Consider the following 24,510-nt stretch of genomic DNA (forward strand, 5'->3'; position numbering starts at 1 on the left):
ACTCATGAAAATTCTTGTAACAGGAGCAACAGGTTACATTGGCAAGCGGTTAATTCCCTTATTAGCCAATGAAGGTCATCATGTTGTTTGTGCTGTTAGAGATAAGCTTCGCGCTGACAAAAACTATGCTGAAGAAGAATTAATTGATGTTGTTGAAACCGATTTCTTAAAACCAGAAACATTACACAACATTCCAAATGATATAGATATTGCGTATTATTTGATACACTCTATGTCAAACTCATCTAAGGATTTTGAATCTCTAGAAGAGCAATGTGCCAAAAATTTTAAAACCAGTATTGAAACTACAACGGCAAAACAAGTTATTTACTTAAGTGGTATTACAAATGAAGATAACCTATCAAAACATTTACAATCACGTAAAAATGTAGAAGAATGTCTAAAATCTAAAGCTTATGGATTAACTATTTTTAAAGCTGGAATTATTGTAGGGTCAGGTAGTTCGTCTTTCGAAATTATTAGAGATTTAGTTGAGAAATTACCTTTCATGATTGCCCCAAAATGGCTAAATACTAAAACACAGCCTTTGTCTGTCAGGAATGTTTTAACCTTTTTGCATAAAAGTGCTGGAAGAGAAGATTTATATAACAAAGCGTACGATGTTTTTGGACCTGAAGTACTCACATACAAACAAATGCTACTTCAGTTTGCTCAAGTAAGAGGATTAAAACGCTACATTTTAACTGTACCTGTAATGACCCCAAAACTCTCTTCCTATTGGTTATATTTTGTGACATCAACATCATATAAATTAGCGTCGTCATTGGTAGATAGTATGGGAGTTCAAATTATAGGAAAACCTAGTAACATCAATAAGCTTTTAGATGTTAACCCAATGACCTATAAACAAGCTGTTGAATTAGCTTTCGAAAAAATAGAGCAAAATAGTATTGTATCTAGTTGGAAAGATTCGATGATAAGTAGCGGAAGACTTCGTAATAACCTTTACAAATATATTAACGTACCAAAGTTTGGATGTTTTACAGATTATAAAGAACGTAAAGTAAAAAACACTGAAAAAACGCTTGATAAAATTTGGAGTATTGGTGGCACCAATGGTTGGTATTATGGAACGTTTCTTTGGAAAATCAGAGGTTACATTGATAAGTTATTTGGTGGCATTGGCTTACGAAGAGGTAGAACTAGCCCAACCAATTTAGATGCGGGAGATGCTCTTGACTTTTGGCGTGTTATTTTCGCAGACAAAGAACAACAAAAACTGCTTTTGTATGCAGAAATGAGACTACCTGGTGAAGCTTGGCTTGAATTTAAAATTGAAGACAATTTGCTGAAACAAATAGCAACGTTTAGACCTCGCGGGCTTTGGGGTAGATTATATTGGTATAGCGTTTTACCATTTCACGGATTAATTTTTAAAGGAATGATAAACAAACTCGTAGATGTTTAATCATAAAAAACAACATTTACCTGAAAAAATTTGTGAAACTTGTGACTTCCCTTTTAGCTGGCGAAAAAAATGGAAAAAAAATTGGAATAATGTTAAGTATTGTAGTGAGAAATGCAGAAGAAACAAAACAACATAGCACTAGTATGGTTTAGGAATGATTTGAGGGTTCAAGACAATAATGTTTTGAATACTGCGATTCAAAATCATAAATCTGTTATTGCTTGTTATTTTTTTGACCCAAGACATTATCAAATAACAGACTTGGGATTTAAAAAAACTGAGAAATTCAGAGCTAAATTTTTAATTGAAACCATTACCAATTTAAAAACCAATCTTAAAACCTTAAATATTGAATTATTTATTTTTAATGAATCTCCTGAAACTTCTATTGAAAAATTAGTTAAAACTCACAATATTAAATATATCTATTCTCAAAAGGAGTGGACTAGCGAAGAAGCCAAAGTTTTAAAAAAAGTAAAGACATCAATATCTAAGGATATAACTTTTAATGGTTATTATGATCAATTTCTTTATCATCCAAATGATATTAATATGTCATTAAAAGAAATCCCACAGGTATTTACCAATTTTAGAAAAAAGCTTGAAAAATTTAGTCAAGTTCGAGATTCAATCAAAAGTCATCCTGCAGAAAAAGTAGAAACTATTGTAAATGATACTGAAATACCATCACTGAATGATTTAGGATTTGAAAACTTTGAAACTCATCCAAACGCAGCATTTCCATTTAAAGGTGGTGAAGATAATGCTCTTGAAAGATTGGATGATTATTTTTTTAAAACTAAAAAATTAGGATTCTATAAAAAAACTAGAAATGGATTAGTTGGAACAGATTTTAGTTCAAAGTTTTCCCCTTGGTTGGCAAACGGAAGTATTTCTGCAAGAACAATTTATTGGAAAGTAAAACAATTCGAAAAAGAGCATTTTAAAAACCAATCTACTTATTGGCTCATATTTGAATTAGTCTGGAGAGATTATTTTAAATACATATCGCTAAAACACAATAACAAAATTTTCAAAATTGGTGGAATTTTAAATAAAACCTACAATTGGAAAACTGATAGAATTCAAATTGAAAAATGGATAAATGGCGAAACAAAATCATCATTTGTAAATGCGAATATGATTGAATTAAAAAAAACGGGCTGGATGAGTAACAGAGGTCGCCAAAATGTAGCGTCATTTTTTGCAAAAGAACTCTTTTTAGATTGGAGAATTGGCGCCGTTTACTTTGAAACTATGTTAATTGATTATGATGTTCATAGTAACTATGGTAATTGGATGTATGTTTCTGGTGTTGGAAATGATCCCAGAGACAGAAAGTTTAATGTAGACTTACAAGCTGAACGTTATGACACAAATGGTAAGTTTCAAAAATTATGGCTTCAAGAAACCTTGTTTTAAATGAAAACACTCAAACTCATATTAGGAGATCAACTGAATATAAAACATTCGTGGTTTAACGAAACTAACGAAAAGGTTATTTATTGTTTGTTTGAAATGCGTCAAGAAACCGATTATGTAAAGCATCATATTCAAAAAGTAATTGGCTTTTTTACTGCAATGCGACAGTTTGCTGAAGACTTAAAAACACAAGGTCACGAAGTAGAATATTTCAAAATTAACGACAAAAATAACACACAGTCTTTAACTGAAAACCTTAAGAAGCTAATTAAAAAACATAACATTGAAAATTTTGAGTACATCTATCCTGATGAGTATAGGCTTGACAAACAACTCAACAACTTTTGCGATAACTTAAATATATCAACAACCGCAGTTTCTGCAGAACATTTTTACACAAATCGTAGCGATTTAAAAATATTTTTTAAAGGAAAGAAGCAATATCTCATGGAAAATTTCTACAGAGATATGCGTAAAAAACATGATATTTTAATGGTATCAGGGCAACCTGAAGGCGGTAAATGGAACTTCGATAAAAGCAATAGAAACAAGTGGAAAGGTGAAGTCGAAATACCAAACTACAAGTTATTTAAAAATGATGTTTCGAGTGTAATTAAAGATATTGAAAAAGCCAATATTAAAACTATTGGGGAATTTGAAACTAAAACCTTTTCTTATCCAATAACCAGAAAACAAGCCATAGAGCAACTTAAGTATTTCTGTAAAGAATTATTAATTCACTTTGGGACTTATCAGGATGCTATGCATACTAATGAGGAATATCTTTTTCATTCAAGATTATCATTTGCGATGAACTTAAAACTTATTTCTCCGAAAGATATCGTAAAAACAGTTATGAATTATTACAGAAAACATGGCGACGATATTGACATTTCTCAAGTTGAAGGTTTTGTTAGACAGATAATTGGATGGCGAGAATATATGCGGGGTATGTATTGGGCATTTATGCCAGAATATAAGAGTAAAAACGAATTAGATAATCATAATAAACTTCCCGGTTTTTTCTGGACCGGAAACACTAAAATGAATTGTTTAAAACATGCCATAAACAACTCTCTAGATAACGGTTATGCACATCATATTCAACGTTTAATGATTACTGGAAATTATACTTTGTTAACTCAAACAAATCCAGATGAAGTTGACGATTGGTATTTAGGAATTTATGTAGATGCTATTCAATGGGTACAATTAACAAATACAAGAGGCATGAGCCAATTTGCTGATGGCGGAAAAATTGCTACAAAACCTTATGTATCATCAGGCTCATACATTAATAAAATGAGTAATTATTGTAGCTGTTGCCATTACAACCATAAAAAGAAAACTGAAGACGATGCATGTCCTTTCAATAGCTTGTATTGGAATTTTTTAGATGAAAAAAGAGATCATTTAGGCAACAACTTCAGAATGGGTATGATGTATAGTTTACTTGATAAAATGGATAAACAAGACCTTCAAAATATAAAAGAAAAGGCAAAACATATTATAAAGCATCAGGATGAATACTAAACCCAAAATACATTTAGTTTGGTTAAAACGCGATTTACGATTGCAGGACAACGAAGCTATTTTTAATGCACTAGCCTGTGGTGAAAGGTTGGTATTACTCTACACTTTCGAACCTCTTCTTTTAAATGACAGTCATTACAGTAAACGCCATTGGGATTTTATTAAACAATCTCTAGTGGATTTAAATAACGAATTACAAAATTATAACTCAAAAATACTAGTAGTAAAATCTGATATAATTGCTGCACTAAATCAGCTTTTAACCGTCTACAATATCACCAATATTTTTTCTCACCAAGAAACTGGACTTTTGGTAACATTTAACAGAGATAAATCTTTTAAGCGATTTTGTAAAAACAACCTCATTAATTGGCATGAAAATATTAATAATGGTGTTCAAAGAGGATTAAAAGACAGGGATAAATGGATGGAATTATGTAACTTATTTTATAAAATGGAGCCCTTAGACTTTAAACCAAATGAAAACCAACTCCTAACTACAAACGAAATTGAAGAACTAGAAGAAAAATTTAATAAACCCACATTAGAAACTGATTTGGATTCCCCTTTTCAGAAAGGTGGCCGAACTACAGGTTTAAAATATCTCAACTCCTTTTTTGAAAAGCGTTATGAAAATTACATGTTTCATATATCTAAACCCGAATTATCAAGAAAGGGGTGTAGTAGAATTTCTCCTTACATAGCCTGGGGAAATTTATCAATTAGAGAAGTATATCACAAGGCTTATCATTTAAAGAAAACATCAAAACACAAAAAAGCCTTAGAAGCCTTTATGTCTCGTTTACGCTGGCAAGGACATTTCATTCAAAAATTTGAAATGGAACATACAATGGAAGAAGCGAGCATTAATAAAGGGTTTCATAAACTTAAAAAGAGTGTATCTAAAAAATATCAAATAGCTTGGAAAAACGGACAAACAGGATACCCTATTGTGGATGCATGCATGAGATGTTTAAATGAAACTGGTTATTTAAATTTTAGAATGCGTGCTTTAGTAGTTTCTTTCTTTACTCATAATTTGTGGCAACCATGGCAAGAGGCCACCACGCATCTATCTCAAATGTTTTTAGATTTCGAACCTGGTATTCATTTTCCACAACTTCAAATGCAAGCTGGAGAAACGGGAATAAATATGTTACGCATATACAACCCAATAAAAAATAGCTTGGAGCACGATAAAGATGCCGTATTTATAAAAAAATGGGTTCCTGAACTTAAAAATTTAAAAATACCGTTTGCGCATCAACCTTATTTAATGACTGAAATGGAACAACAACTATACAATTTTAAATTAGGGCAGGATTACCCATTTCCAATTGTAAATATTGATGAAACAAGAAAAAAAGCATCTGATACTTTATGGAATATGCGTAACAATAGTTTAGTAAAATCTGAGCGCTTACGCATTTTAAAGAAGCATACTACCTCAAAACCCAAAGCTTAAAACAAGTGTTAACCCCAGTAAATATAGTAATCTATAGCTGAATAAGTATTATCCATATTTATTTTGTTTAATTTTTTATTAAAAAAGTTAAACATTTTGTATATTTGGTTTAAATAAATACAAATTGATACTAGACTCGACATACAAAAACAAAGACGAAAAGCAAATTTTAGAAGATTTGGTTGGTAGATCATTTACGCTTTTCGAATCGTTTAAAATGAAAGGTATTGGTTCTAAAAGAATGATTGTTGATGATGTTAGTCCTAACCTTAAGCAATATCTAAATATTGTTTCAGATATTAATTATGCCAATATAGAATTAAGAACAGGAGGTATATTAATACTTATAAATAAAGGACTAAAAAATTTTACATGGGCCATACCATATTATCAATTGGTTTTATACAAGACCAACGGAGCCAGTATTCATGCTCAAGGAAAATTTATCCATTTCAAAAACAACAAAACTTTTAAAGAGAATAAATCATTTTTTGCAAAGTTGCTTGACGAAAAAATAAAATACGATATGCAATATAACTTTCAAGGCGTATGAGTTTGAGCATAGTAGACATAGATAGGATTATAGAAATGGCATGGGAAGACAGAACAACCTTTGAAGCTATAAATTTCCAATTTGGACTAAAGGAGCAAGAAGTTATAGAACTCATGCGAAGAGAAATGAAACCTAGTAGTTTTAAAATGTGGCGAAAGCGCGTTCAAGGAAGAAATACTAAACATGAAAAATTAAGAGGTTTTGAAAAAGGGCGTTTCAAATGCTCTAGACAAAAACAAATTACACATAATTCAATATCAAAACGATAACAGTGCTTTGATTAAATAGTTTTTAAGACAGCACATAAAAAAGAAAAAAATGAATATAGAAACTTTAAAGATTAAAAAGAACGGACATAAACTAAACGGTTTTTCAGCAGAAGATATAGGTGACGACCATTTATATACAGGTTTGGAAACACCCATGAAATCTGACGCTTTCAAACTTACTGATACTGAAAAGAAAGATCGTATCGCTATTCTTTTTGAGGAAATAATGGATGTTATGGGATTAGACCTAACCGATGATTCACTGAAAGGAACACCTAACCGTGTTGCTAAAATGTACATCGATGAGATTTTCTCTGGTTTAAATCCAAAAAACAAACCAAAAGTTGCTCTATTTGACAACAAATACAAATACAACCAAATGCTAGTTGAAAAAAACATTACGTTTTATTCAAACTGCGAACATCATTTTGTTCCTATAATTGGGAAAGCTCATGTTGCATACATATCTTCTGGTAAAGTTATTGGACTCTCTAAATTAAACAGGATTGTTCAGTATTTTGCTAAGCGCCCTCAAGTTCAAGAGCGTTTAACAAACCAAATCGCAAATGAGTTAAAAACCATTTTACAAACAGAAAATGTAGCTGTTATTATTGACGCTAAACACCTATGTGTATCGTCAAGAGGAATTAAGGATGACACATCTGCAACAGTAACAACATATTACGGAGGAGCATTTAACACTCCAGAAAAAATAAGTGAATTACAAAACTATTTAAAATAAGAAGTTATGGATTTAATAGACAGAGCATTAGAATTTGAAAAAACAAAAATGAGATCTTTATCAACTAGCGATCGTGTAAAAATATCACGTGAAGCAAAAGCTTTAATTCTAGATTTAAATCAAATCTATAAAGCAAAAAAAGATGATAAAATAATGGATATTATGAAACGCCTAACCGTTATAAAACGTAAAGTTGAAAAACGTTTAAAAGGAGCACCATTAACCGCACACAGTTTTTAAAAACTCAAAGTTTAAGTCATTTAGGCCTTAAATATTAATTTTTACTTAATAAATCACCATAAAAATCGTTAATGTCGTAGATTTTATTATATTGTGAAATTGTGAAAAAACAATGTTTCACATTTATAATAAAAAATTAGATTAAAGATTAAAAAATTATGGAGATTATTGATAGGGCTCTAGAATTCGAACAACGCAGACACACCTTTAAAACTACAAGTGAGCGTATAGAATCGTCTAGAGAGGTTAAAGATTTAATATTGAGTTTAAATACAGTTTATAAAAAAGATAAAGATCCTGAAATAATGGATTTAATGAAACGCTTAACTGTAATTAAGCAAAAAATAGAAAAAAGGCTAAAGGGCAGGCCATAAAAGAAAAAATGCCCTGAAACCATATGAAAACAATAGTTGTAATAGGTGGAAGTAAGGGCATTGGAAAAGCCATATTAAATAAACTTCTCAATCACTCAAAAGTTGTAAACATTAGCAGAACTGCTCCTCAAATGGAACATGCTAATTTAAACCACTTTTCTTGTGACATTACCAAAGATAATTTACCAGATTTGGATAAAATAGATGCACTCATCTATTGCCCTGGTAGTATCAACCTAAAACCTATTTCTAGGTTAAGTATAGATGATTTTAAAAATGATTTTGAAATTAATGTACTCGGTGCGGTAAAAGCAGTACACAAATATTTACCAATTTTAAAAAACGGTGAAAAACCATCTATATTACTTTTTAGTACGGTTGCAGCTAAATTAGGCATGCCTTTTCATGCAAGCATAGCTACGGCAAAATCTGGTGTTGAAGGTTTAGTAAAGTCTTTGGGTGCAGAGTTAGCACCAACCATTAGAATAAATGCCATCGCACCTACAGTTACAGATACTGAACTAGCATCTAAGCTTCTTCGTAACGATAAGATGATTGAAAATATAAAAGAACGTCACCCTCTCAAAAAGTTCTTAAATCCGGAAGAAGTTGCAGGTATGGCTGAATTTTTAATTTCAGACAAAGCGGCTTCTTTATCTGGACAAATTTTTGAAATGGATTGTGGCATTGTAAGTTTTAAAATATGAATCCAGTAAAAGCATTTACAGCAACATTGTTTGCGAAAGAAAAACCTCAAAAAATGAATATTGATTCTATTTACGATATAAAAATAAATTCATTACAAGGGGTAAATATTGACTTATCATCATTCACCGGGAAGAACATTCTATTTGTAAATGTAGCATCAAAATGTGGTTTCACACCACAGTACAAAGATTTGCAAGAGTTACACGAGCAATTCAAAGATAAACTTCAAGTTATTGGGGTGCCTTGCAATCAATTTGGCGGTCAAGAACCTGGAAGCTCTGATACTATCGAATCCTTCTGTGAGGTCAATTATGGTGTTACGTTTTTAATGACTGAGAAAATTGATGTTAAAGGACAAACACAACATTCGCTTTATAAATGGTTGACGCAGAAAATAAACAATGGCAAAATAGATTCATCAGTTAAATGGAATTTTCAAAAATATTTAGTTGATACTAATGGTAATTTGATTGATTATTATCTATCTACAACAAGCCCTTTAAGTTCTAAAATTACAAAACATTTAAAATAAAGTTATGTTCGGAATATTTAAAAAAAAGACTGAAGTTGATAAGCTTCAAATTAAGTATGAAAAACTTATGAAAGAATGGCACTCGCTTTCAACTGTTAATAGATCTGAAAGTGACAAAAAGTATGCTGAAGCTGAAGAAATAGCAAAGCAAATTGACTTTATAAAAACAGGAAAGGCTTGAAATTACTTAAGTACATATTTGTTTTTTTAATAATCAATTTTGGGGCCCTAGCAATTGGTAGTTGGCTTATGAATAACGGTCCTCAATCTGAATGGTATCAAAATTTAAATCAAGCACCTTGGACGCCACCAGGTTGGGTTTTTGGTGTAGCTTGGTCTACCATAATGGTTTGTTTTTCTATATATATGGCTTATTTATATAACCTAGTACCACGAAAAAAACTAAGCATTTTGTTTACAATCCAATTTGTGCTAAATGTTATTTGGAATTATATATTTTTCAATCAGCATTTAATCACAGTTGGGTTAATTTCTATTATTATGCTTACTATAATAATAGCCATTTTCCTTTTCAACTATTACAACGATTTAGAGGCAAAAAGCATTTTAATATTACCTTATTTTGTTTGGTTATGTATAGCTACATCTCTAAATGCATACATATTAATTTACAACTAGAATAGTTTTATACTCACTATAAAATATTAACTCTACTAACATGAAGATTTACCGCTTACATAAAAAACAAAATTTACCTATAACTTTACAACAAGCTTGGGATTTTTTATCTGACCCTAAAAATTTAAAAACTATTACCCCAGATTACATGGGCTTTAATATTTTATCTGGTGCCGATCGTCCTATGTTTGCAGGTCAAATTATTCAGTATATTGTAACTCCTGTTTTAGGAATAAAAACAAAATGGGTGACTGAAATTACTCATAGCATAGATAAACACTATTTTGTTGACGAACAAAGGTTTGGTCCTTACTCATTATGGCACCACAAACACTTTATAAAAGAAATTGATGGAGGCGTTGAAATGGAAGATATTATTGATTATAAAGTTCCATTTGGAATTATTGGTCAATTAGTCCACCCTATTTTAGTAAAACCAAAACTAGAGGAGATTTTTAATTACCGTACAACAAAGCTTGAAGAATTATTTGGAAAGTATTCAAAATAAAATGAGTAGAACTGTTAATGTTTTTTGGTTTCGCCGCGATTTAAGATTAGAGGATAACGCTGGGTTTTATAATGCATTAAGAGATAAGATTCCGGTATTACCTATTTTTATTTTCGATTCAGATATTCTGGATAAACTTCCAGAAGATGATGCGCGTGTTACTTTCATTCATCAATCACTTCAAAACATGTCTTCTTTATTACAAAAAGATTGCGGTAGTAGTATTGCGATGTTTTATGGTAAACCACTTGAAGTTTACAAAAAACTAGTTGAAAATTTCACAATTAATACTGTTTACACAAATCATGATTACGAGCCTTATGCAAAAGAACGAGATGATGAAATAACAGAATTTTTATCCAATAAAAATATTGAATTTAAAACCTTTAAGGATCAAGTTATTTTTGAAAAAGATGATGTTGTAAAAAAAGATGGCACCCCATATGTTGTTTACACACCTTACATGAAGCTTTGGAAAGAAAAATTCAAGTCTTATAATCTTGAAATTTTTGAAACAAAACCTTATTTAAATAATTTGTTGAAATATAAAAACTTACCTAATCTAAGCTTATCAGACATTGGTTTTAAAAAATCAAATCAAAAAATAGTAGACTATAAAGTTTCGCCTTCTCTTATTCAAAATTATGAAGACACAAGAAATTTTCCTGCTCAAGATGCCACGTCTAAATTAGGACCCCATCTACGTTTTGGTACAGTTAGCATTCGTAAAATAATTAAAAAAGCTATAGCTGAAAAAAACGAGATATTTTGGCAAGAATTAATATGGCGCGAATTTTTTATGCAAATCTTATGGCACTTTCCTCATACTTCCAAGAAAAGTTTTAAGTCTAAATACGATCGTATAGAATGGAACAATAATGAAACTGATTTTAAAAATTGGTGCGATGGCAAAACAGGTTACCCATTAGTCGATGCTGGTATGAGACAATTAAATGAAACAGGTTTTATGCATAATCGTATTCGCATGTTAGTTGGAAGCTTTTTGTGCAAACATTTACTTATTGATTGGAGTTGGGGAGAAGCTTATTTTGCTGAGAAATTGCATGATTACGAAATGGCAAGTAACGTAGGTAATTGGCAATGGGTTGCCGGATCTGGTGTAGATGCTGCTCCTTATTTCAGAATTTTTAACCCAACTACACAAATAAAAAAGTTTGACAAAGATTTAGAATATATTAAAACTTGGGCTCCAGATTTTCAAGAACTCACCTACCCTAGCCCAATTGTTGATCATAAATTTGCACGAGAACGTTGCTTAAAAGTATACAAAGAAGCTCTTAATAATTAAGAATATACTTTTATATACCAGTAAAACAAAATATAAGCAGAACTACGTATTGCTAATTAGAGTAAAAATTCTTACTTTTAGTTAAGATTAATCTCTAATTAATAAAATAATGAGGAAGCTAATTTTTATTATGCTATTCGGTTTAACCATAGGGATTTATGGACAAGAGAAAAAATGTTCTGATTTTAAAGTTGGAGATTTTAAATATTCAAATCCAGAATATTCTGAGTGGATAATAAACAGAACGGACTCTACGCAAATAGAAACTAGTACAAAAACAGGTATTAAAATTTTTAGTTCTGTAGATTGGAAGTCTGATTGTGAATACATTTTAACCAGCTATAAAGTTTTAAATTCTGATGCTAAAAATATAGTTGGCTCAATTTTTCATGTTGAAATTATTAAAACACTTGCTGATAGTTACATTTGTATATCAAAAAATGATGCTATTGACGATATGGTATTAGAAATGATAAAAATTAAATAGTAATAATTTAAGTGACTATTCTAACCGTGTTATCTTAGCTCCAATAGCTCTTAATCGTTCATCAATATTTTCGTATCCACGATCTATTTGTTCAATATTCATTATAGTTGAAGTTCCTTTAGCAGAAAGCGCTGCAATAAGTAACGATACACCTGCACGAATATCTGGCGAGGTCATAGTTGTTGCTTTTAGCGTCGATTTAAAATCATGACCTATAACTGTTGCTCTATGAGGATCGCATAAAATAATTTTAGCACCCATATCTATTAGCTTGTCAACAAAAAACAATCGACTTTCAAACATCTTTTGGTGTATTAAAACACTACCTCTTGCTTGCGTTGCAACAACTAAAATGATACTTAATAAATCTGGTGTAAATCCAGGCCAAGGTGCATCAGAAATTGTTAGAATTGATCCATCAATAAAATTTTGTATTTCATAACCATTTGTGTGCGCTGGTATATGAATATCATCACCTTGTTTTTCAACAGTAATTCCAAGTTTTCTGAAAATATTTGGTATAATACCTAAATCGTTCCAAGATACATTAGTAATGGTTAACTCGCTTTTAGTCATAGCTGCTAAACCAATCCAACTACCAATTTCAATCATATCTGGCAACATTGTGTGATCTGTTCCTCCAAGGTATTCAACACCATCAATAATTAACATGTTAGAACCAACACCACTAATTTTAGCGCCCATTCTATTTAACATTTTACATAACTGCTGCAAATAAGGTTCGCATGCTGCATTGTAAATTGTAGTTTGTCCTTTTGCTAAAACAGCAGCCATTACAATATTTGCTGTTCCTGTAACAGAAGCTTCTTCAAGGAGCATATAAGTTCCTGTTAAAAAATCTGCTTCTACTCCATAAAATTGATCTTCCTTACTGTATCTAAATTTTGCACCAAGTTTTATAAGACCTTCAAAATGAGTATCTAATCGTCTGCGTCCTATTTTATCGCCTCCTGGTTTTGGTATATATCCTTTTCCAAAGCGTGCTAAAAGTGGACCAACTATCATTATTGACCCTCGTAAACCACGACCATCTATTTTAAATTGATCTGATTCTAGGTACTCTAAATCTAATTCGTCTGATTGAAATGTGTATGATGTTCGGGATAGTTTTTCTACTTTTACTCCTAATTTTTTTAATAAATTAATCAGTTTATTTACATCAACAATATCTGGAATATTATTAATTGTAACTAATTCTGGAGTGAGTAGAACTGCACATAAAATTTGTAAAGCTTCGTTTTTGGCTCCTTGAGGTTGTATTTTTCCTTTTAATTGGTGCCCACCTTCAATTTTAAATGTTCCCATGTATGTAATTTAATAGCGTTTTCTTTGTCGGTTAGAATTCTTTTTGTGGTGACCGCCTTTTTTGTTGTTATTTGAGTATTTAGACTTTGTTCGCATCAAGCTCGAAGAATCTGATAAATCTTCCTTTGAATCTTTCAAATTAATTTTACCTCCCGATAGCTCAAATAAATGATCGAAAATAACAGCATCCTCAACAGTGTCCTTATTCCAATTTAAGAAACACTTTTTCATATGATTGGCTATAGTGTAAGTTAAAGCTTCTTTTAATTCTCCTTCTTCCCAAGTGTTTGCAACATCTATCATTGTTTTTATATTGTTGCCATAAAAACGATATTTTGGGAAATTTTGAGGATACTTTAAAGGCTCTGGACGCTCTTCATAAATCTCTTTTGTTGGCTTTTCGTAAGGTGAATCTACATCTAATTCAAAATTAGACATAATAAAAAGTTGATCCCAGAGCTTGTGTTGAAAATCTGGAACATCTCTTAAATGTGGTTGTAAATTACCCATTACAGAAATAATAGCCTTAGCTAACTTTTCTCGTTCTTCTTTAGTCTCTCTGCTTTTTGCGTAATTAATCATTTTCTGCATATGGCGTCCATATTCAGGAATAATTAGATGCTCACGCTCTGTGTTATATTCTAAGTTATCTATCAAAATAAATGTGTAGAGTTAAATGTTTTGTTGCATGTAGTTATTGTGCTCTCGCAAAATACAAAAAAAAACTAAAGACTAATGACGCCTTCTATATTTTCTGCAACTTCTTTGTATTTGCTTATTACAGCGTCAGGGTTTTTCATAGACACATTAATAGAAACACTTGTATACTTACCGTTTTTAGACTCTTTTGTTTTAATAACTGCGCCCATATTATTAAAAAGATTCTCTATTTCTATTATTTTAGATTTATCTGTAACCACTATAAATTTATACAAATACTCTGATGGCCAAAGCGCCGTATCGTATAACTGACTTTTTAATTTTTTATAAAATTCTTCTGAATTTGGAGGTGTACTCATAGCTTTTTTATTGGCTGCAAATATACAGTTTAGTTTCCATTTTTTTTATAGCAGTTAAATTACGATTTTTACAGTCAAAATCATCCCATTTGAATACTAAAAAAATTGTAATTTCTGGAGGCCCAGGCACAGGCAAAACCTCAATTATTAATGCTTTGAAAAAAAAAGGCTTCTATTGTTTTGATGAAATTATTAGATCCTTAACACTTGAAGCAAAAAAAGAGGTTAATGAGTCTTCGCATGTTTCAAACCCTATTGCGTTTGCCAAAGACCCTATGGATTTTAACAAGCGTTTATTAAACGGTCGTATTGACCAGTTTAAAGAGTCAAATTCTTTGAGCAATGAAATAATTTTCTTTGATCGTGGAATACCAGACGTTTTAGCTTATATGGATTATTTTAACCAAGTATATGATGATTTATATACAAATGCTTGTAAAACACACAACTATTCTACCCTTTTTTTACTTCCGCCATGGAAAGCCATTTATAAAACTGATAATGAACGATTTGAAACTTTTGAGGAAGTTGAAAACATCCATAAACACCTAGTAGAGACTTATAAATATTTTGGCTACAATATTATTGAGGTTCCTTTTGGAAGCGTTGAAGAACGTACTAATTATATAATAAATAGTATTTAAAACTTTTGGAGCATCCCATTAACATATTAGAGCGCTATTGGACATTCACATCGTTTAAGCCTAACCAAGAATCTATAATAAATGCTGTTTTAGAAGGTGAAGACACTTTTGCATTATTACCAACAGGTGGAGGAAAATCGTTGTGCTTTCAAATACCTGCATTAGCTAAAAAAGGGATTTGTATAGTTGTTTCGCCACTTATTGCGTTAATGAAAGACCAGGTAAAGTCACTCAATAACAAAGGCATCAAAGCAATGGCGTTAACAAGTGGTATTACATACAGCGAACTAGATAAGCTTTTAGACAATTGTATTTATGGAAATTACAAATTTTTATACCTGTCACCAGAACGCTTACAGCAAGAGTTAGTTAAAGACCGCATTAAACAAATGCATGTTAATTTAATTGCTGTTGATGAAGCACATTGTATCTCGCAATGGGGAAGCGATTTTAGGCCTGCTTACAAAAACATAGCCGTTTTAAGACAAATACAACCATCTGTTAATGTTATCGCTTTAACAGCATCTGCTAAGCCAGAAATAGTAGATGATATTATTAAAGAACTCGATTTTATTCAGCCAAAAATATTTAAACATTCGTTTTATAGACCTAATTTGGCTTATATGGTCTTACATGAACATGATAAGTATTATAAACTGGAAACTATTCTAAAGAAATTTAATCAATCGTCAATAATATATGTTAGAAATAGAAAACTAACATTGGATGTTAGTGCTTTTTTAGAATCTAAAAACATATCTGCGACTTACTATCATGGTGGGCTAGAAAATGCTAAAAAAGACTCAAACATGACTGAATGGCTTAACAACCAAAAACAAGTCATGGTTGCTACTAATGCCTTTGGAATGGGTATAGATAAGCCTGATGTAAAAACAGTAATTCACTTAAATTTACCTGAAAGTATAGAAAGTTATTTTCAGGAGGCAGGTAGAGTTGGAAGAAATGGAGAGAAAGCATATGCTGTAATTTTAAAAAATAATAGTGATACCGTTCTGGTTAAAAATCAGTTTTTAAGTGTTTTACCTACAGTAAAATTTGTGAAGCAAGTTTATAGAAAGCTCTGTAATTATTTTCAAATATCATACGGTGAAGGTGAATACCAAACTTTCGATTTTGATTTTAATTCCTTTTGTAAAACTTACGAATTTGGGGCTCTATTATGTTATAATACATTACTATTATTAGACAGAAATAGTGTAATTACACTATCAAAACAATTTAAAAATAAAGTAACTGCTCAATTTATAATCACTAATGCAGCATTGTTTAATTATTTAGAAACACATCAAGATTATAGCATAATTGTAAAATCTATTTTAAGAATGTATGGTGGTATTTTTGATCATGTATCAAAAATTGATTTGAGTAAAGTTTCGGAAAAAGCATCAGTGTCTGAAAGTAAATTAATTAATACTCTACAAGAATTAGAGCGTGACGAAATTATTACATTAAATTTAGCTAAAACAGATGCCCAAGTTACTTTTATTGAGCCAAGAGAAGATGATAAAACCATAAATAGAATAGCAAAAAATATTGAGCAACAAAACAAACTTAAACATAATCAAATTAAAGCTATGCTGGATTATATTGAAAACGATACGGTTTGTAAAAGCATACAACTACTCTCCTATTTTGGTGAAAAAAATATAGAACCTTGTGGCATTTGTTCTGTTTGCAACAATAACAAAAAGAACAACAAAGAAGATATAAATACTTTAAAAAAACGTGTCATAAAACTATTAGAAAGTGGTGATAAATCATCAAGAAATATTATTGCTACTTTAAACGCTCCTGAAGACCAAGTAAAAACGGTACTAAAACTGTTGTTAGAACATAAAATTATAACCATTACACAAACAAACACTTACAAATTAAGTCATTTATGAGGGATTTAAGAATCATATTTATGGGCACTCCAGATTTCGCAGTTAATACACTAAAAACGTTAGTGGAAAACAACTATAATATAGTTGGTGTAATAACTGCTCCAGATAAGCCTGCTGGTCGTGGAAGAAAACTAAATGAAAGTGCAGTTAAACAATATGCAAAATCTGTTAACCTAAATATTTTGCAACCTACCAATTTAAAAAAAGAAGATTTCATACACGAATTAAAAGCGTTAAACGCAAATCTTCAAATTGTTGTTGCCTTTAGGATGCTTCCAAAAGTGGTTTGGCAAATGCCAGAATATGGCACATTTAATCTTCATGCATCGTTGTTACCCAATTATCGAGGAGCCGCTCCAATAAATTGGGCTGTAATTAATGGCGAAATCAAAACAGGTGTCTCTACTTTTTTTATCGATGAAAAAATTGATACTGGAGAAATGATTCTTCAAAAAGAAATAGAAATTGATGATACAGAAAACGCAGGAAGTCTGCATGATAAATTAATGGAGCTTGGAAGTAAACTTGTTTTACAAACAGTTAAGCTTATAGAAAAGGGAGATGTTACAACTAAGCCGCAAATAGAATCTGAAGATATAAAAACAGCCTACAAATTAAATAAAGATAATTGTAAAATAGAATGGACAGATTCCATAAAAAATATAATTAATAAAATTCGAGGCTTAAGTCCATACCCTGCTGCTTGGTGTAAATTAATTAATGGTACTGATGAATTGGATATTAAAATTTATGAAGCAAAAAAAGAATTTTCTAAACATAATTTTGAAGTCGGTTTAATACTCTCAACTAAAAAGGAATTGAAAGTAGCTGTTGAAAATGGATATATAATTATAGAGAAAATTAAGCTTCCTGGTAAAAAATTAATGGATACAAAATCGCTTCTAAATGGTTATCATTTTGAAACTGATGCTAAAATGCTCTAAACCCTTATTATCACTGATTCTATTAAAAAATCGATGAAATACACTTCCTTTATTAACAAAAGCATTAAGTTATCAACAATCATCTGTATTTCCCTTGCTATTACTTGCATGGTTGCATAATCCGTATAAATTTGTAGAGGATTTAACAAAAAAGTTTAACCAATTTATTAATAATTAAATATTACATTATGAACAAAACAGATTTAATTGATGCAATGGCAGAACACGCAGGAATTACAAAAGCTGCTGCAAAAAAAGCTTTAGAATGTGCTATCATTGAAATTGAAGGTGCTTTACAAAAAGGTAACAGAGTTTCTTTAGTAGGATTTGGTTCTTGGTCAGTTTCTAAAAGAGCTGCAAGAGAAGGAAGAAATCCTCAAACTGGAGCAACTATCAAAATCAAAGCTAAAAACGTTGTTAAGTTTAAAGCTGGATCAGATTTATCAAGTGCAGTAAACTAAGTTTTACTTCCCTAATAATTTAAAAAGCCTTCAAATATTTGAAGGCTTTTTTGTTTTAAAACCCTTAAGAGTTGCTTTTTTAATAAATTAACATTAGATTTATTTATCAATTTATTTCTAGTATGGTAACATCAAAACCAAAAAAAGGTAATTTATTAATAGCAGAGCCAGCTATAATTGGCGATGTTTCGTTTAACCGATCTATTGTTTTATTAGCCGACCACACCGATGAAGGTTCTATTGGTTTTATACTTAACAAACCGCTGGAATATACTATAAAAGATTTAGTGCCTGAAGTAGAAGCTACTTTTAAAGTTTATAATGGAGGTCCTGTAGAGCAGGACAACCTTTATTTTATTCATAAAATACCTCACTTAATACCAAACAGTATTGAAATATCACTTGGTATTTTCTGGGGTGGCGATTTTAGCAAAGTAGCAGAGCAAATTTCAGATAACACCATAAAAGAGAACGATATTCGATTTTTTCTTGGTTATTCTGGTTGGGATACTAATCAATTAGAAGAAGAACTTAAAGCAAACTCGTGGGTCGTTACCGAAAATAGCTATGAAAAGAATATTATCGAGAAAGATTACGAATATTTCTGGAAAGAAAAAATGTTAGAATTTGGTGGTGAATATAGTATTTGGTCTAACGCACCCGAAAATCCAAGTTTTAATTAAGACAACCTAATTTTTACATTTAGTTTTTGAAGTAATGTTTTAGAAACTTCATTTACAAACTGCTTTTTTCTATAATTACTTATAGGTTGTATTCCAACAATAACATTAGTTATAAATAGTTCATCTGCTTTTTGAAGTTCAAAAGGAGAAATTGGTTCCTCTTCAAGCTCATACTCTGCCATAGTCTTAATAATATCTATAAGTTGTTTACGCATAACTCCCTTTAAACAACCAGAGCTAATTGGTGGTGTTTTTATGGTTTTACCTTTTACTAAAAATATATTTCCGTTTAAAGCTTCAATAACTTGCTTATTGGTATTTAAAACCAAGCAGTTATTTAAATTATTCTCTTTTGCATAAATACTACCAATAACATTAAGCGATTTATTGTTAGTTTTTAAGGTAGAAAGTAAACTTGGTGATAAGTAATAATCCTTAAACAAATCTACTTTGTAAGCACCTTCCTTAGTTATATAAAAATCATTTTCAATTAGTTTTACACTAATAACAAAACCAACGTTATTTGTTTCTGGTAAGTACAACCCGCCTTCATTTCTAAAAACGGTTAATTTTACTCTTGAAGATGCATTTGATAATTGACTAGCGTTTATTGTATTTTGTATCTGTTTTTCTAAATACTCCATGGTGAAATTCATGGGTATTTCCATTCGCATAATTCGCATTGAAGCCATTAACCTAAAATAATGATCTTCCCAAAAAAGTAATTTTCCGTAAGATATTTTTATAGTCTCAAAAAGTGCATCACCATATGCAAAACCTCTATTTTGAACTGACAATAAAGCGTTGTCCTCTAAAATATTTTCGTTAAAATTTATCATAAAAAAACCATTCTCGTTATTGAGAATGGCAAATATAAATTAAAATATGCTTTTGTGTTTATGCTGAACCTAATACTTGCTTTAAACTTGATATTTGATTTTCCCAAAGCATTTTAGCTTCATCAATTTCATCTTCTTCAGCAAAATCTGAAACCATTAACGATACATCTTTTGTAATTTCATCTACTTGAATTCTAATCTCAAAATAGCATGACAGACCATCTTCTTCATCTTCCATCCATCTAAATTTAACGCGTTCGCCACTTTTTTTGTTTAGAAGTTTTGCTTGTTCTTCACTATCATCCCAAATAAAAGTAAATAGTTCACCTCTAGAATTCACATTATCTGAAAACCACTCAGACAAACCAGACGGTGTTGAGATATATTGATAGAGTAATTGCGGAGATGCATGTATTGGAAATTCAATATCAAATTTAATTTTATCGTCCATAAATACTTTTAAATTTTATTTTGTCCAATATATACATTAATTGATAAGTATGGCAACTATTTTTCATAATATTTTACTCAACTTCTGTTTGCTTACAATAATATTGTTTTTATATTTGCAGCCTCATTATGGCGAGGTAGCTCAGTTGGTTAGAGCGTCGGATTCATAACCCGGAGGTCGGGGGATCGTGCCCCCCTCTCGCTACTTATTTAAATATTATACAACAAACGGTTTAGTTTTTACTAAACCGTTTGTTGTTAAATACTTAGCCGCTAAAAAACTTCCATTTTAGTATTATTTAAAAGAAAATGACAGATTAATAACCTAATATTTAGTTATTTTTCTTACAAATTATAAATATTTCATAATCAGTACATTAAATATCTTACTGCTAAATATTTATGCATTTCATCGGTTTTTTTTGCGTTTCATGGATTTTAGACAATTATTATTATATATTAGCCCCGTAAAAATTCATTTAATCCCCAAATCTGATGAAAAAAATTACTCTCTTAAGTGTAATACTATTATTTACTGTGCAATTTAGTTTTTCGCAAACTTTTGCACCAAAAAGGGTTTCTATAACCAATCCAAATCAAAGTCAACTACTAAAGATTAAGGAGTCAGGAATTGATTTCACTTGTGGTGGTAAGTTTGTAAACAATAATCTTGAATTAGAGTTAAGCTATCAAGAAATTCAACTTTTGGATAATCTGAACATTAGCTATAATGTTGTAATTGATGATTTAAAGGAGTTTTATAGAGAACGAAACTTGAGAGAATTACCTAAGGCTAAACAAGAACTAGATAGACTTAAATTACAATCGTTATCGCAAAAAACTCAGAGTGTTAAGGATTTATTAGTAAAAAATCCAGCACAATATGATGAGTGCGACGAAATAAGTTGGGCAGTACCTCAAAACTATACTTTAGGAAGTATGGGGGGAGCTTTAACCCTTGACGAAACTTTAGCTCAATTAGATTTAATGCGTAGTTTATACCCTAATTTAATTTCGGTAAAAACTGATGCATCTACTTCAGGAACTGTTACTCACGGTAATAACACAGGATCTACAACTTGGTCTGGACAAACATTGTATTATGTAAGAATATCAGATAATCCAGATATAGACGAACCTAATGAACCTGAAACTTTAATTACAGGTTCTATGCATGCACGTGAAGTAAGTTCTTTAATGAATACCGTGTACTTTATGTGGTACATACTAGAAAATTATAATAAAGATCCTTTCATTAAAAACCTTATTGATAATCATGAAATATATGTAATGCCTTGTGCTAACCCAGATGGTTATAGATGGAATGAAGTTATAGCACCAGACGGGGGCGGTTTACAACGTAAAAACTTAAGACCTGGAGTAGCCGATAACGGTACTACAAATACAAATAATAATGTACGTGGGGTAGATTTAAACAGAAACTTTAATTACTATTGGGGATGGGATAATGCTGGTTCTTCTCCTACTACAAGTAGCAACACATATAGAGGTCCAACAGCTGGATCTGAACCAGAGACTGAAATTGTTCAAGAATTTATTGCTGCTCACGATATAAAAGTTGCCGTTAATCACCACGGAGGTCTAAACTCTATTGTAACGTCTTCTTACAATGGAAATGTTAGTGCTACAGATTCTGGAAGAGAAGATGAATATGCAAAACTATGCCATGATTTAACACAGTATAATAGATATATATATGCCTCTGCACCAAACTCTTTATATGAAGCTAATGGAGATGTAAATGATTGGATGTTAGGAGGGCCTTCTGTATCTTCTGGAGGACAAACAAGCTCTGGATCTGGAAAAGATGTATTAGCGCTAACACCAGAAAATGGTGATGATTTTTGGCCTACACCAACATTAATAACCGAAATAGCTCAACGTGCTATGCGAATGAATTTGATTGCCGTAATGCATTCAGGTAAATTTGCAAAATTGCACGACTTAAATTCTAGTAGTATTTCTTCTACTAGCGGTAATTTAGAATTTGGCATTGAATATCTTGGTAAAACTTATGGAGATGTTACATTAACAGTTACTCCTATATCATCAAATATTACATCTTTAACGTCTCCATTAACTCAAACAACTTGGTCAAAACTAGAGCAACGTAACTTATCTGTCCCTTACGTTTTAAATGGCTCTATTCAACCTAATGATGAAATTGAATTTCAAGTTACTTTAAGTAATGATGATTTTGTTTTGTATCAGGCAAATTTTGTAAAACACTATCAACCTACTGTTTTATTTCAAGATAATCCTGACGTTACTGGTATTGGTAACTGGACATCTTCAGGAACTGGTACATGGGGAACAACAACTGATGCGTATTCTGGCTCTTTAGCAATTACAGATTCTCCTTCAGGATCATATTCAAATAGTGAAGAAAAATACTTAACTCTTAACAGTTCTGTTGATTTATCATCGTCAACTGCGGCTTTAGTACAATTCTATGCTAAGTGGGATCTTGAGCGTAATTACGATTTAGTTCAGATTGAAGCTAGATCTAATAATGCTGGTACAGGTTGGGTAGCACTTTGTGGAAGATATAATAAACCTGCAGCAACTGCTTTAACTAATTTTCATTTAAACAAAAACTCAACGGCCTTCAGAGATCACCAATCTAATAATGGTACAACCGTTTATGACGGTGATTCTATGGATAAGTGGGTTATGGAAGAAATATACATTAATGATGCTAACAATTCAGCATTTATTGGTCAGAGTGATGTTCAAATACGATTTAAATTTAAAACTGACACCACCAACAGAGAAGATGATTTAACTACTACTTTTGATGGATTCCTATTTGATGATTTTCAAGTAATTTCACTTGGTGGTACTAGTATTTCGCAAACCATTACTTTTGATGACATTCTTTTCAAATACACATCAGATAGTGACTTTTCACCTGCAACCGCCAGTTCAGGTTTACCAGTAACATATTCAATAATTTCAGGACCAGCAACTATTGTTGGTAATCAAGTATCGTTAACTGGTGCAACTGGTACCGTAGTTGTTCAAGCAAGTCAAGCTGGTGATGCTAACTACAGCGCTGCTACAACAGTAACAACATCGTTCAATGTAATTCAAATTGCATGTACAGGAACTGAAATATCTTCATTTCCATATTCAGAAAATTTTGATTCTGGTATTGGAGATTGGACTCAAGGAGAAAATGATGTTCCGGGTACTAACTATGAAGACTGGACTTTAACTTCAGGGGGTACTACATCTGGTCAAACTGGTCCCACTTTAGACTTTACTGAGGAAAATACTGGTGGTGCATTTACAGGAAGTTATTTTTTTACTGAAGCTTCTACCGCTAATGGATCATCAAACGTAGGACCAGGTGTAACTGTAACTTTGGTCAGCCCATGTATCAACCTAGCAGGTTACAAAGACACAATGTTCTCTTTTTATTATCATATGTTTGATAATAATTCCGGAGACATGGGAGATTTACTTTTAGAAGTAAGTACAAATAACGGAAATAGCTGGATAACAGTAAACACAATTTCTGGTCAACAACAAACTACCCAAACTAGTCCATGGTTACAGACAACTGTAGATTTAAGTGCTTATGATGGTCAAACCATCAAAATAAGGTTTGCTGGAGCTACAGGAGGTAACTACAGAAGTGATATGGCCATAGATGAAATTAACCTAACAGCTAATGTAGATTCTGTTTTCACACCAATTGCTTCTTGTCAAAATATTAGTGTTTTACTTGACGGACTTGGTAATGCAACTATTTTACCAAGTGATGTAGATGACGGAAGTAGTGTTGGAAACTTATCACTTGATGTATCTAGTTTTACATGTTCTGACTTAGGAACAAATAATATTACATTAACTGCTACAGACCCAAGTGACTCAGGTAACACTGATACTTGTGTGGCTGTTGTAACAGTTACTGCAAATAAACCTGCCGATATTGTTACCAATGCTACCATATGTTCTGGGGAAACTTACACCTGGACTGCCGGTAACGGAAACGATTATA

Annotated in this window: 28 protein-coding genes and 1 tRNA gene; 24 read left to right on the top strand and 5 right to left on the bottom strand. The window is 31.3% G+C overall.

The window, feature by feature from the left end; translation table 11 throughout:
* Nucleotides 1-4 precede the first annotated feature (4 nt).
* The 17 genes from ABD939_RS15330 to ABD939_RS15410 all read left to right on the top strand — a co-directional run bounded on the left by ABD939_RS15330 (nt 5) and on the right by ABD939_RS15410 (nt 12,210).
* Nucleotides 5-1,429, top strand: a complete 1,425-nt coding sequence (locus tag ABD939_RS15330; RefSeq protein ID WP_345170390.1) for an SDR family oxidoreductase — start codon at nt 5-7, stop codon at nt 1,427-1,429.
* Nucleotides 1,422-1,565, top strand: coding sequence for a DUF2256 domain-containing protein (locus ABD939_RS15335; protein WP_345170392.1), 144 nt, complete (start codon nt 1,422-1,424; stop codon nt 1,563-1,565). Before ABD939_RS15330 ends, ABD939_RS15335 begins: the two co-directional genes overlap by 8 nt.
* Nucleotides 1,541-2,851, top strand: a complete 1,311-nt coding sequence (locus ABD939_RS15340; protein ID WP_345170394.1) for a DASH family cryptochrome — start codon at nt 1,541-1,543, stop codon at nt 2,849-2,851. Before ABD939_RS15335 ends, ABD939_RS15340 begins: the two co-directional genes overlap by 25 nt.
* Nucleotides 2,852-4,384 (top strand): cryptochrome/photolyase family protein, encoded by a 1,533-nt coding sequence (locus ABD939_RS15345; RefSeq protein ID WP_345170396.1) that lies wholly within the window; start codon nt 2,852-2,854, stop codon nt 4,382-4,384.
* The gene (locus tag ABD939_RS15350) at nt 4,374-5,849 is read left to right on the top strand and encodes a cryptochrome/deoxyribodipyrimidine photo-lyase family protein (RefSeq protein ID WP_345170398.1); all 1,476 of its coding nucleotides are present in this window, start codon (nt 4,374-4,376) and stop codon (nt 5,847-5,849) included. Before ABD939_RS15345 ends, ABD939_RS15350 begins: the two co-directional genes overlap by 11 nt.
* Nucleotides 5,850-5,973: 124 nt before the next feature.
* Nucleotides 5,974-6,402: a hypothetical protein gene (locus tag ABD939_RS15355; protein ID WP_345170401.1), complete on the top strand. Its 429-nt coding sequence runs from the start codon at nt 5,974-5,976 to the stop codon at nt 6,400-6,402.
* The gene (locus ABD939_RS15360; RefSeq protein WP_345170403.1) at nt 6,399-6,671 is read left to right on the top strand and encodes a TIGR03643 family protein; all 273 of its coding nucleotides are present in this window, start codon (nt 6,399-6,401) and stop codon (nt 6,669-6,671) included. The genes ABD939_RS15355 and ABD939_RS15360 overlap by 4 nt, the downstream gene beginning before the upstream one ends.
* A 49-nt stretch (nt 6,672-6,720) precedes the next feature.
* Nucleotides 6,721-7,413: a GTP cyclohydrolase I FolE gene (gene folE / locus ABD939_RS15365; protein ID WP_345170406.1), complete on the top strand. Its 693-nt coding sequence runs from the start codon at nt 6,721-6,723 to the stop codon at nt 7,411-7,413.
* 6 nt (nt 7,414-7,419) lie between these two features.
* Nucleotides 7,420-7,653 (top strand): hypothetical protein, encoded by a 234-nt coding sequence (locus tag ABD939_RS15370; RefSeq protein WP_345170408.1) that lies wholly within the window; start codon nt 7,420-7,422, stop codon nt 7,651-7,653.
* A 158-nt stretch (nt 7,654-7,811) separates the two neighbouring features.
* Complete coding sequence (locus ABD939_RS15375) at nt 7,812-8,027, top strand: hypothetical protein (protein WP_345170410.1); 216 nt, start codon at nt 7,812-7,814, stop codon at nt 8,025-8,027.
* A gap of 23 nt (nt 8,028-8,050) precedes the next feature.
* Entirely contained in the window at nt 8,051-8,734 is a 684-nt protein-coding gene (locus ABD939_RS15380; RefSeq protein WP_345170412.1) for an SDR family NAD(P)-dependent oxidoreductase, read from the top strand.
* Nucleotides 8,731-9,267 carry a glutathione peroxidase gene (locus ABD939_RS15385; protein WP_345170414.1) on the top strand — a complete coding sequence of 179 codons (537 nt, stop codon included), beginning with the start codon at nt 8,731-8,733 and terminating at the stop codon, nt 9,265-9,267. Before ABD939_RS15380 ends, ABD939_RS15385 begins: the two co-directional genes overlap by 4 nt.
* Before the next feature lie 4 nt (nt 9,268-9,271).
* The gene (locus ABD939_RS15390; protein WP_345170416.1) at nt 9,272-9,448 is read left to right on the top strand and encodes a Lacal_2735 family protein; all 177 of its coding nucleotides are present in this window, start codon (nt 9,272-9,274) and stop codon (nt 9,446-9,448) included.
* Complete coding sequence (locus tag ABD939_RS15395; RefSeq protein WP_345170418.1) at nt 9,445-9,906, top strand: TspO/MBR family protein; 462 nt, start codon at nt 9,445-9,447, stop codon at nt 9,904-9,906. Before ABD939_RS15390 ends, ABD939_RS15395 begins: the two co-directional genes overlap by 4 nt.
* A 40-nt stretch (nt 9,907-9,946) precedes the next feature.
* Complete coding sequence (locus ABD939_RS15400; RefSeq protein WP_345170420.1) at nt 9,947-10,414, top strand: SRPBCC family protein; 468 nt, start codon at nt 9,947-9,949, stop codon at nt 10,412-10,414.
* A gap of 1 nt (nt 10,415) precedes the next feature.
* A complete protein-coding gene (locus ABD939_RS15405; RefSeq protein ID WP_345170422.1) occupies nt 10,416-11,723 on the top strand; it encodes a cryptochrome/photolyase family protein in 1,308 nt (435 codons plus the stop codon).
* 109 nt (nt 11,724-11,832) lie between these two features.
* Nucleotides 11,833-12,210, top strand: coding sequence for a hypothetical protein (locus ABD939_RS15410; RefSeq protein WP_345170424.1), 378 nt, complete (start codon nt 11,833-11,835; stop codon nt 12,208-12,210).
* Nucleotides 12,211-12,225: 15 nt separating this feature from the next.
* Here ABD939_RS15410 and murA read toward each other — a convergent pair whose 3' ends face one another.
* The 3 genes from murA to ABD939_RS15425 form a co-directional block, all read right to left on the bottom strand.
* On the bottom strand, nt 12,226-13,536 hold the full coding sequence (gene murA, locus ABD939_RS15415) for a UDP-N-acetylglucosamine 1-carboxyvinyltransferase (protein WP_345170426.1): 1,311 nt from the start codon (nt 13,534-13,536) through the stop codon (nt 12,226-12,228).
* A gap of 9 nt (nt 13,537-13,545) precedes the next feature.
* Nucleotides 13,546-14,193, bottom strand: a complete 648-nt coding sequence (locus tag ABD939_RS15420; RefSeq protein WP_345170428.1) for a DUF4290 domain-containing protein — start codon at nt 14,191-14,193, stop codon at nt 13,546-13,548.
* Nucleotides 14,194-14,261: 68 nt separating this feature from the next.
* Nucleotides 14,262-14,555, bottom strand: coding sequence for a DUF493 family protein (locus ABD939_RS15425; RefSeq protein ID WP_345170429.1), 294 nt, complete (start codon nt 14,553-14,555; stop codon nt 14,262-14,264).
* Nucleotides 14,556-14,644: 89 nt separating this feature from the next.
* On the opposite strand from ABD939_RS15425, the gene ABD939_RS15430 reads away from it, so the two are divergent.
* The 5 genes from ABD939_RS15430 (at nt 14,645) to ABD939_RS15450 (ending at nt 19,194) form a co-directional block, all read left to right on the top strand.
* Entirely contained in the window at nt 14,645-15,199 is a 555-nt protein-coding gene (locus ABD939_RS15430; RefSeq protein WP_345170431.1) for an AAA family ATPase, read from the top strand.
* A 5-nt stretch (nt 15,200-15,204) separates the two neighbouring features.
* Nucleotides 15,205-17,106, top strand: a complete 1,902-nt coding sequence (locus ABD939_RS15435) for a RecQ family ATP-dependent DNA helicase (protein ID WP_345170433.1) — start codon at nt 15,205-15,207, stop codon at nt 17,104-17,106.
* Nucleotides 17,103-18,050, top strand: a complete 948-nt coding sequence (gene fmt, locus ABD939_RS15440) for a methionyl-tRNA formyltransferase (protein ID WP_345170435.1) — start codon at nt 17,103-17,105, stop codon at nt 18,048-18,050. Before ABD939_RS15435 ends, fmt begins: the two co-directional genes overlap by 4 nt.
* A 188-nt stretch (nt 18,051-18,238) precedes the next feature.
* Nucleotides 18,239-18,511, top strand: coding sequence for an HU family DNA-binding protein (locus ABD939_RS15445; RefSeq protein ID WP_034040429.1), 273 nt, complete (start codon nt 18,239-18,241; stop codon nt 18,509-18,511).
* A 122-nt stretch (nt 18,512-18,633) separates the two neighbouring features.
* Nucleotides 18,634-19,194, top strand: coding sequence for a YqgE/AlgH family protein (locus tag ABD939_RS15450; RefSeq protein WP_345170441.1), 561 nt, complete (start codon nt 18,634-18,636; stop codon nt 19,192-19,194).
* Here ABD939_RS15450 and ABD939_RS15455 read toward each other — a convergent pair.
* Entirely contained in the window at nt 19,191-20,033 is an 843-nt protein-coding gene (locus tag ABD939_RS15455; protein ID WP_345170442.1) for an aminotransferase class IV, read from the bottom strand. The genes ABD939_RS15450 and ABD939_RS15455 overlap by 4 nt on opposite strands.
* A gap of 58 nt (nt 20,034-20,091) precedes the next feature.
* Nucleotides 20,092-20,484, bottom strand: a complete 393-nt coding sequence (locus tag ABD939_RS15460; protein ID WP_345170444.1) for an START-like domain-containing protein — start codon at nt 20,482-20,484, stop codon at nt 20,092-20,094.
* Between the two features lie 130 nt (nt 20,485-20,614).
* On the opposite strand from ABD939_RS15460, the gene ABD939_RS15465 reads away from it, so the two are divergent.
* Nucleotides 20,615-20,688 (top strand) — tRNA-Met (locus ABD939_RS15465).
* A gap of 290 nt (nt 20,689-20,978) precedes the next feature.
* Nucleotides 20,979-24,510: M14 family zinc carboxypeptidase (locus ABD939_RS15470; RefSeq protein WP_345170446.1), on the top strand; the 3,532-nt coding region annotated here is incomplete at its 3' end.

The organism is Algibacter aquimarinus, from assembly GCF_039543265.1.
GTDB lineage: Bacteria > Bacteroidota > Bacteroidia > Flavobacteriales > Flavobacteriaceae > Algibacter_B > Algibacter_B aquimarinus.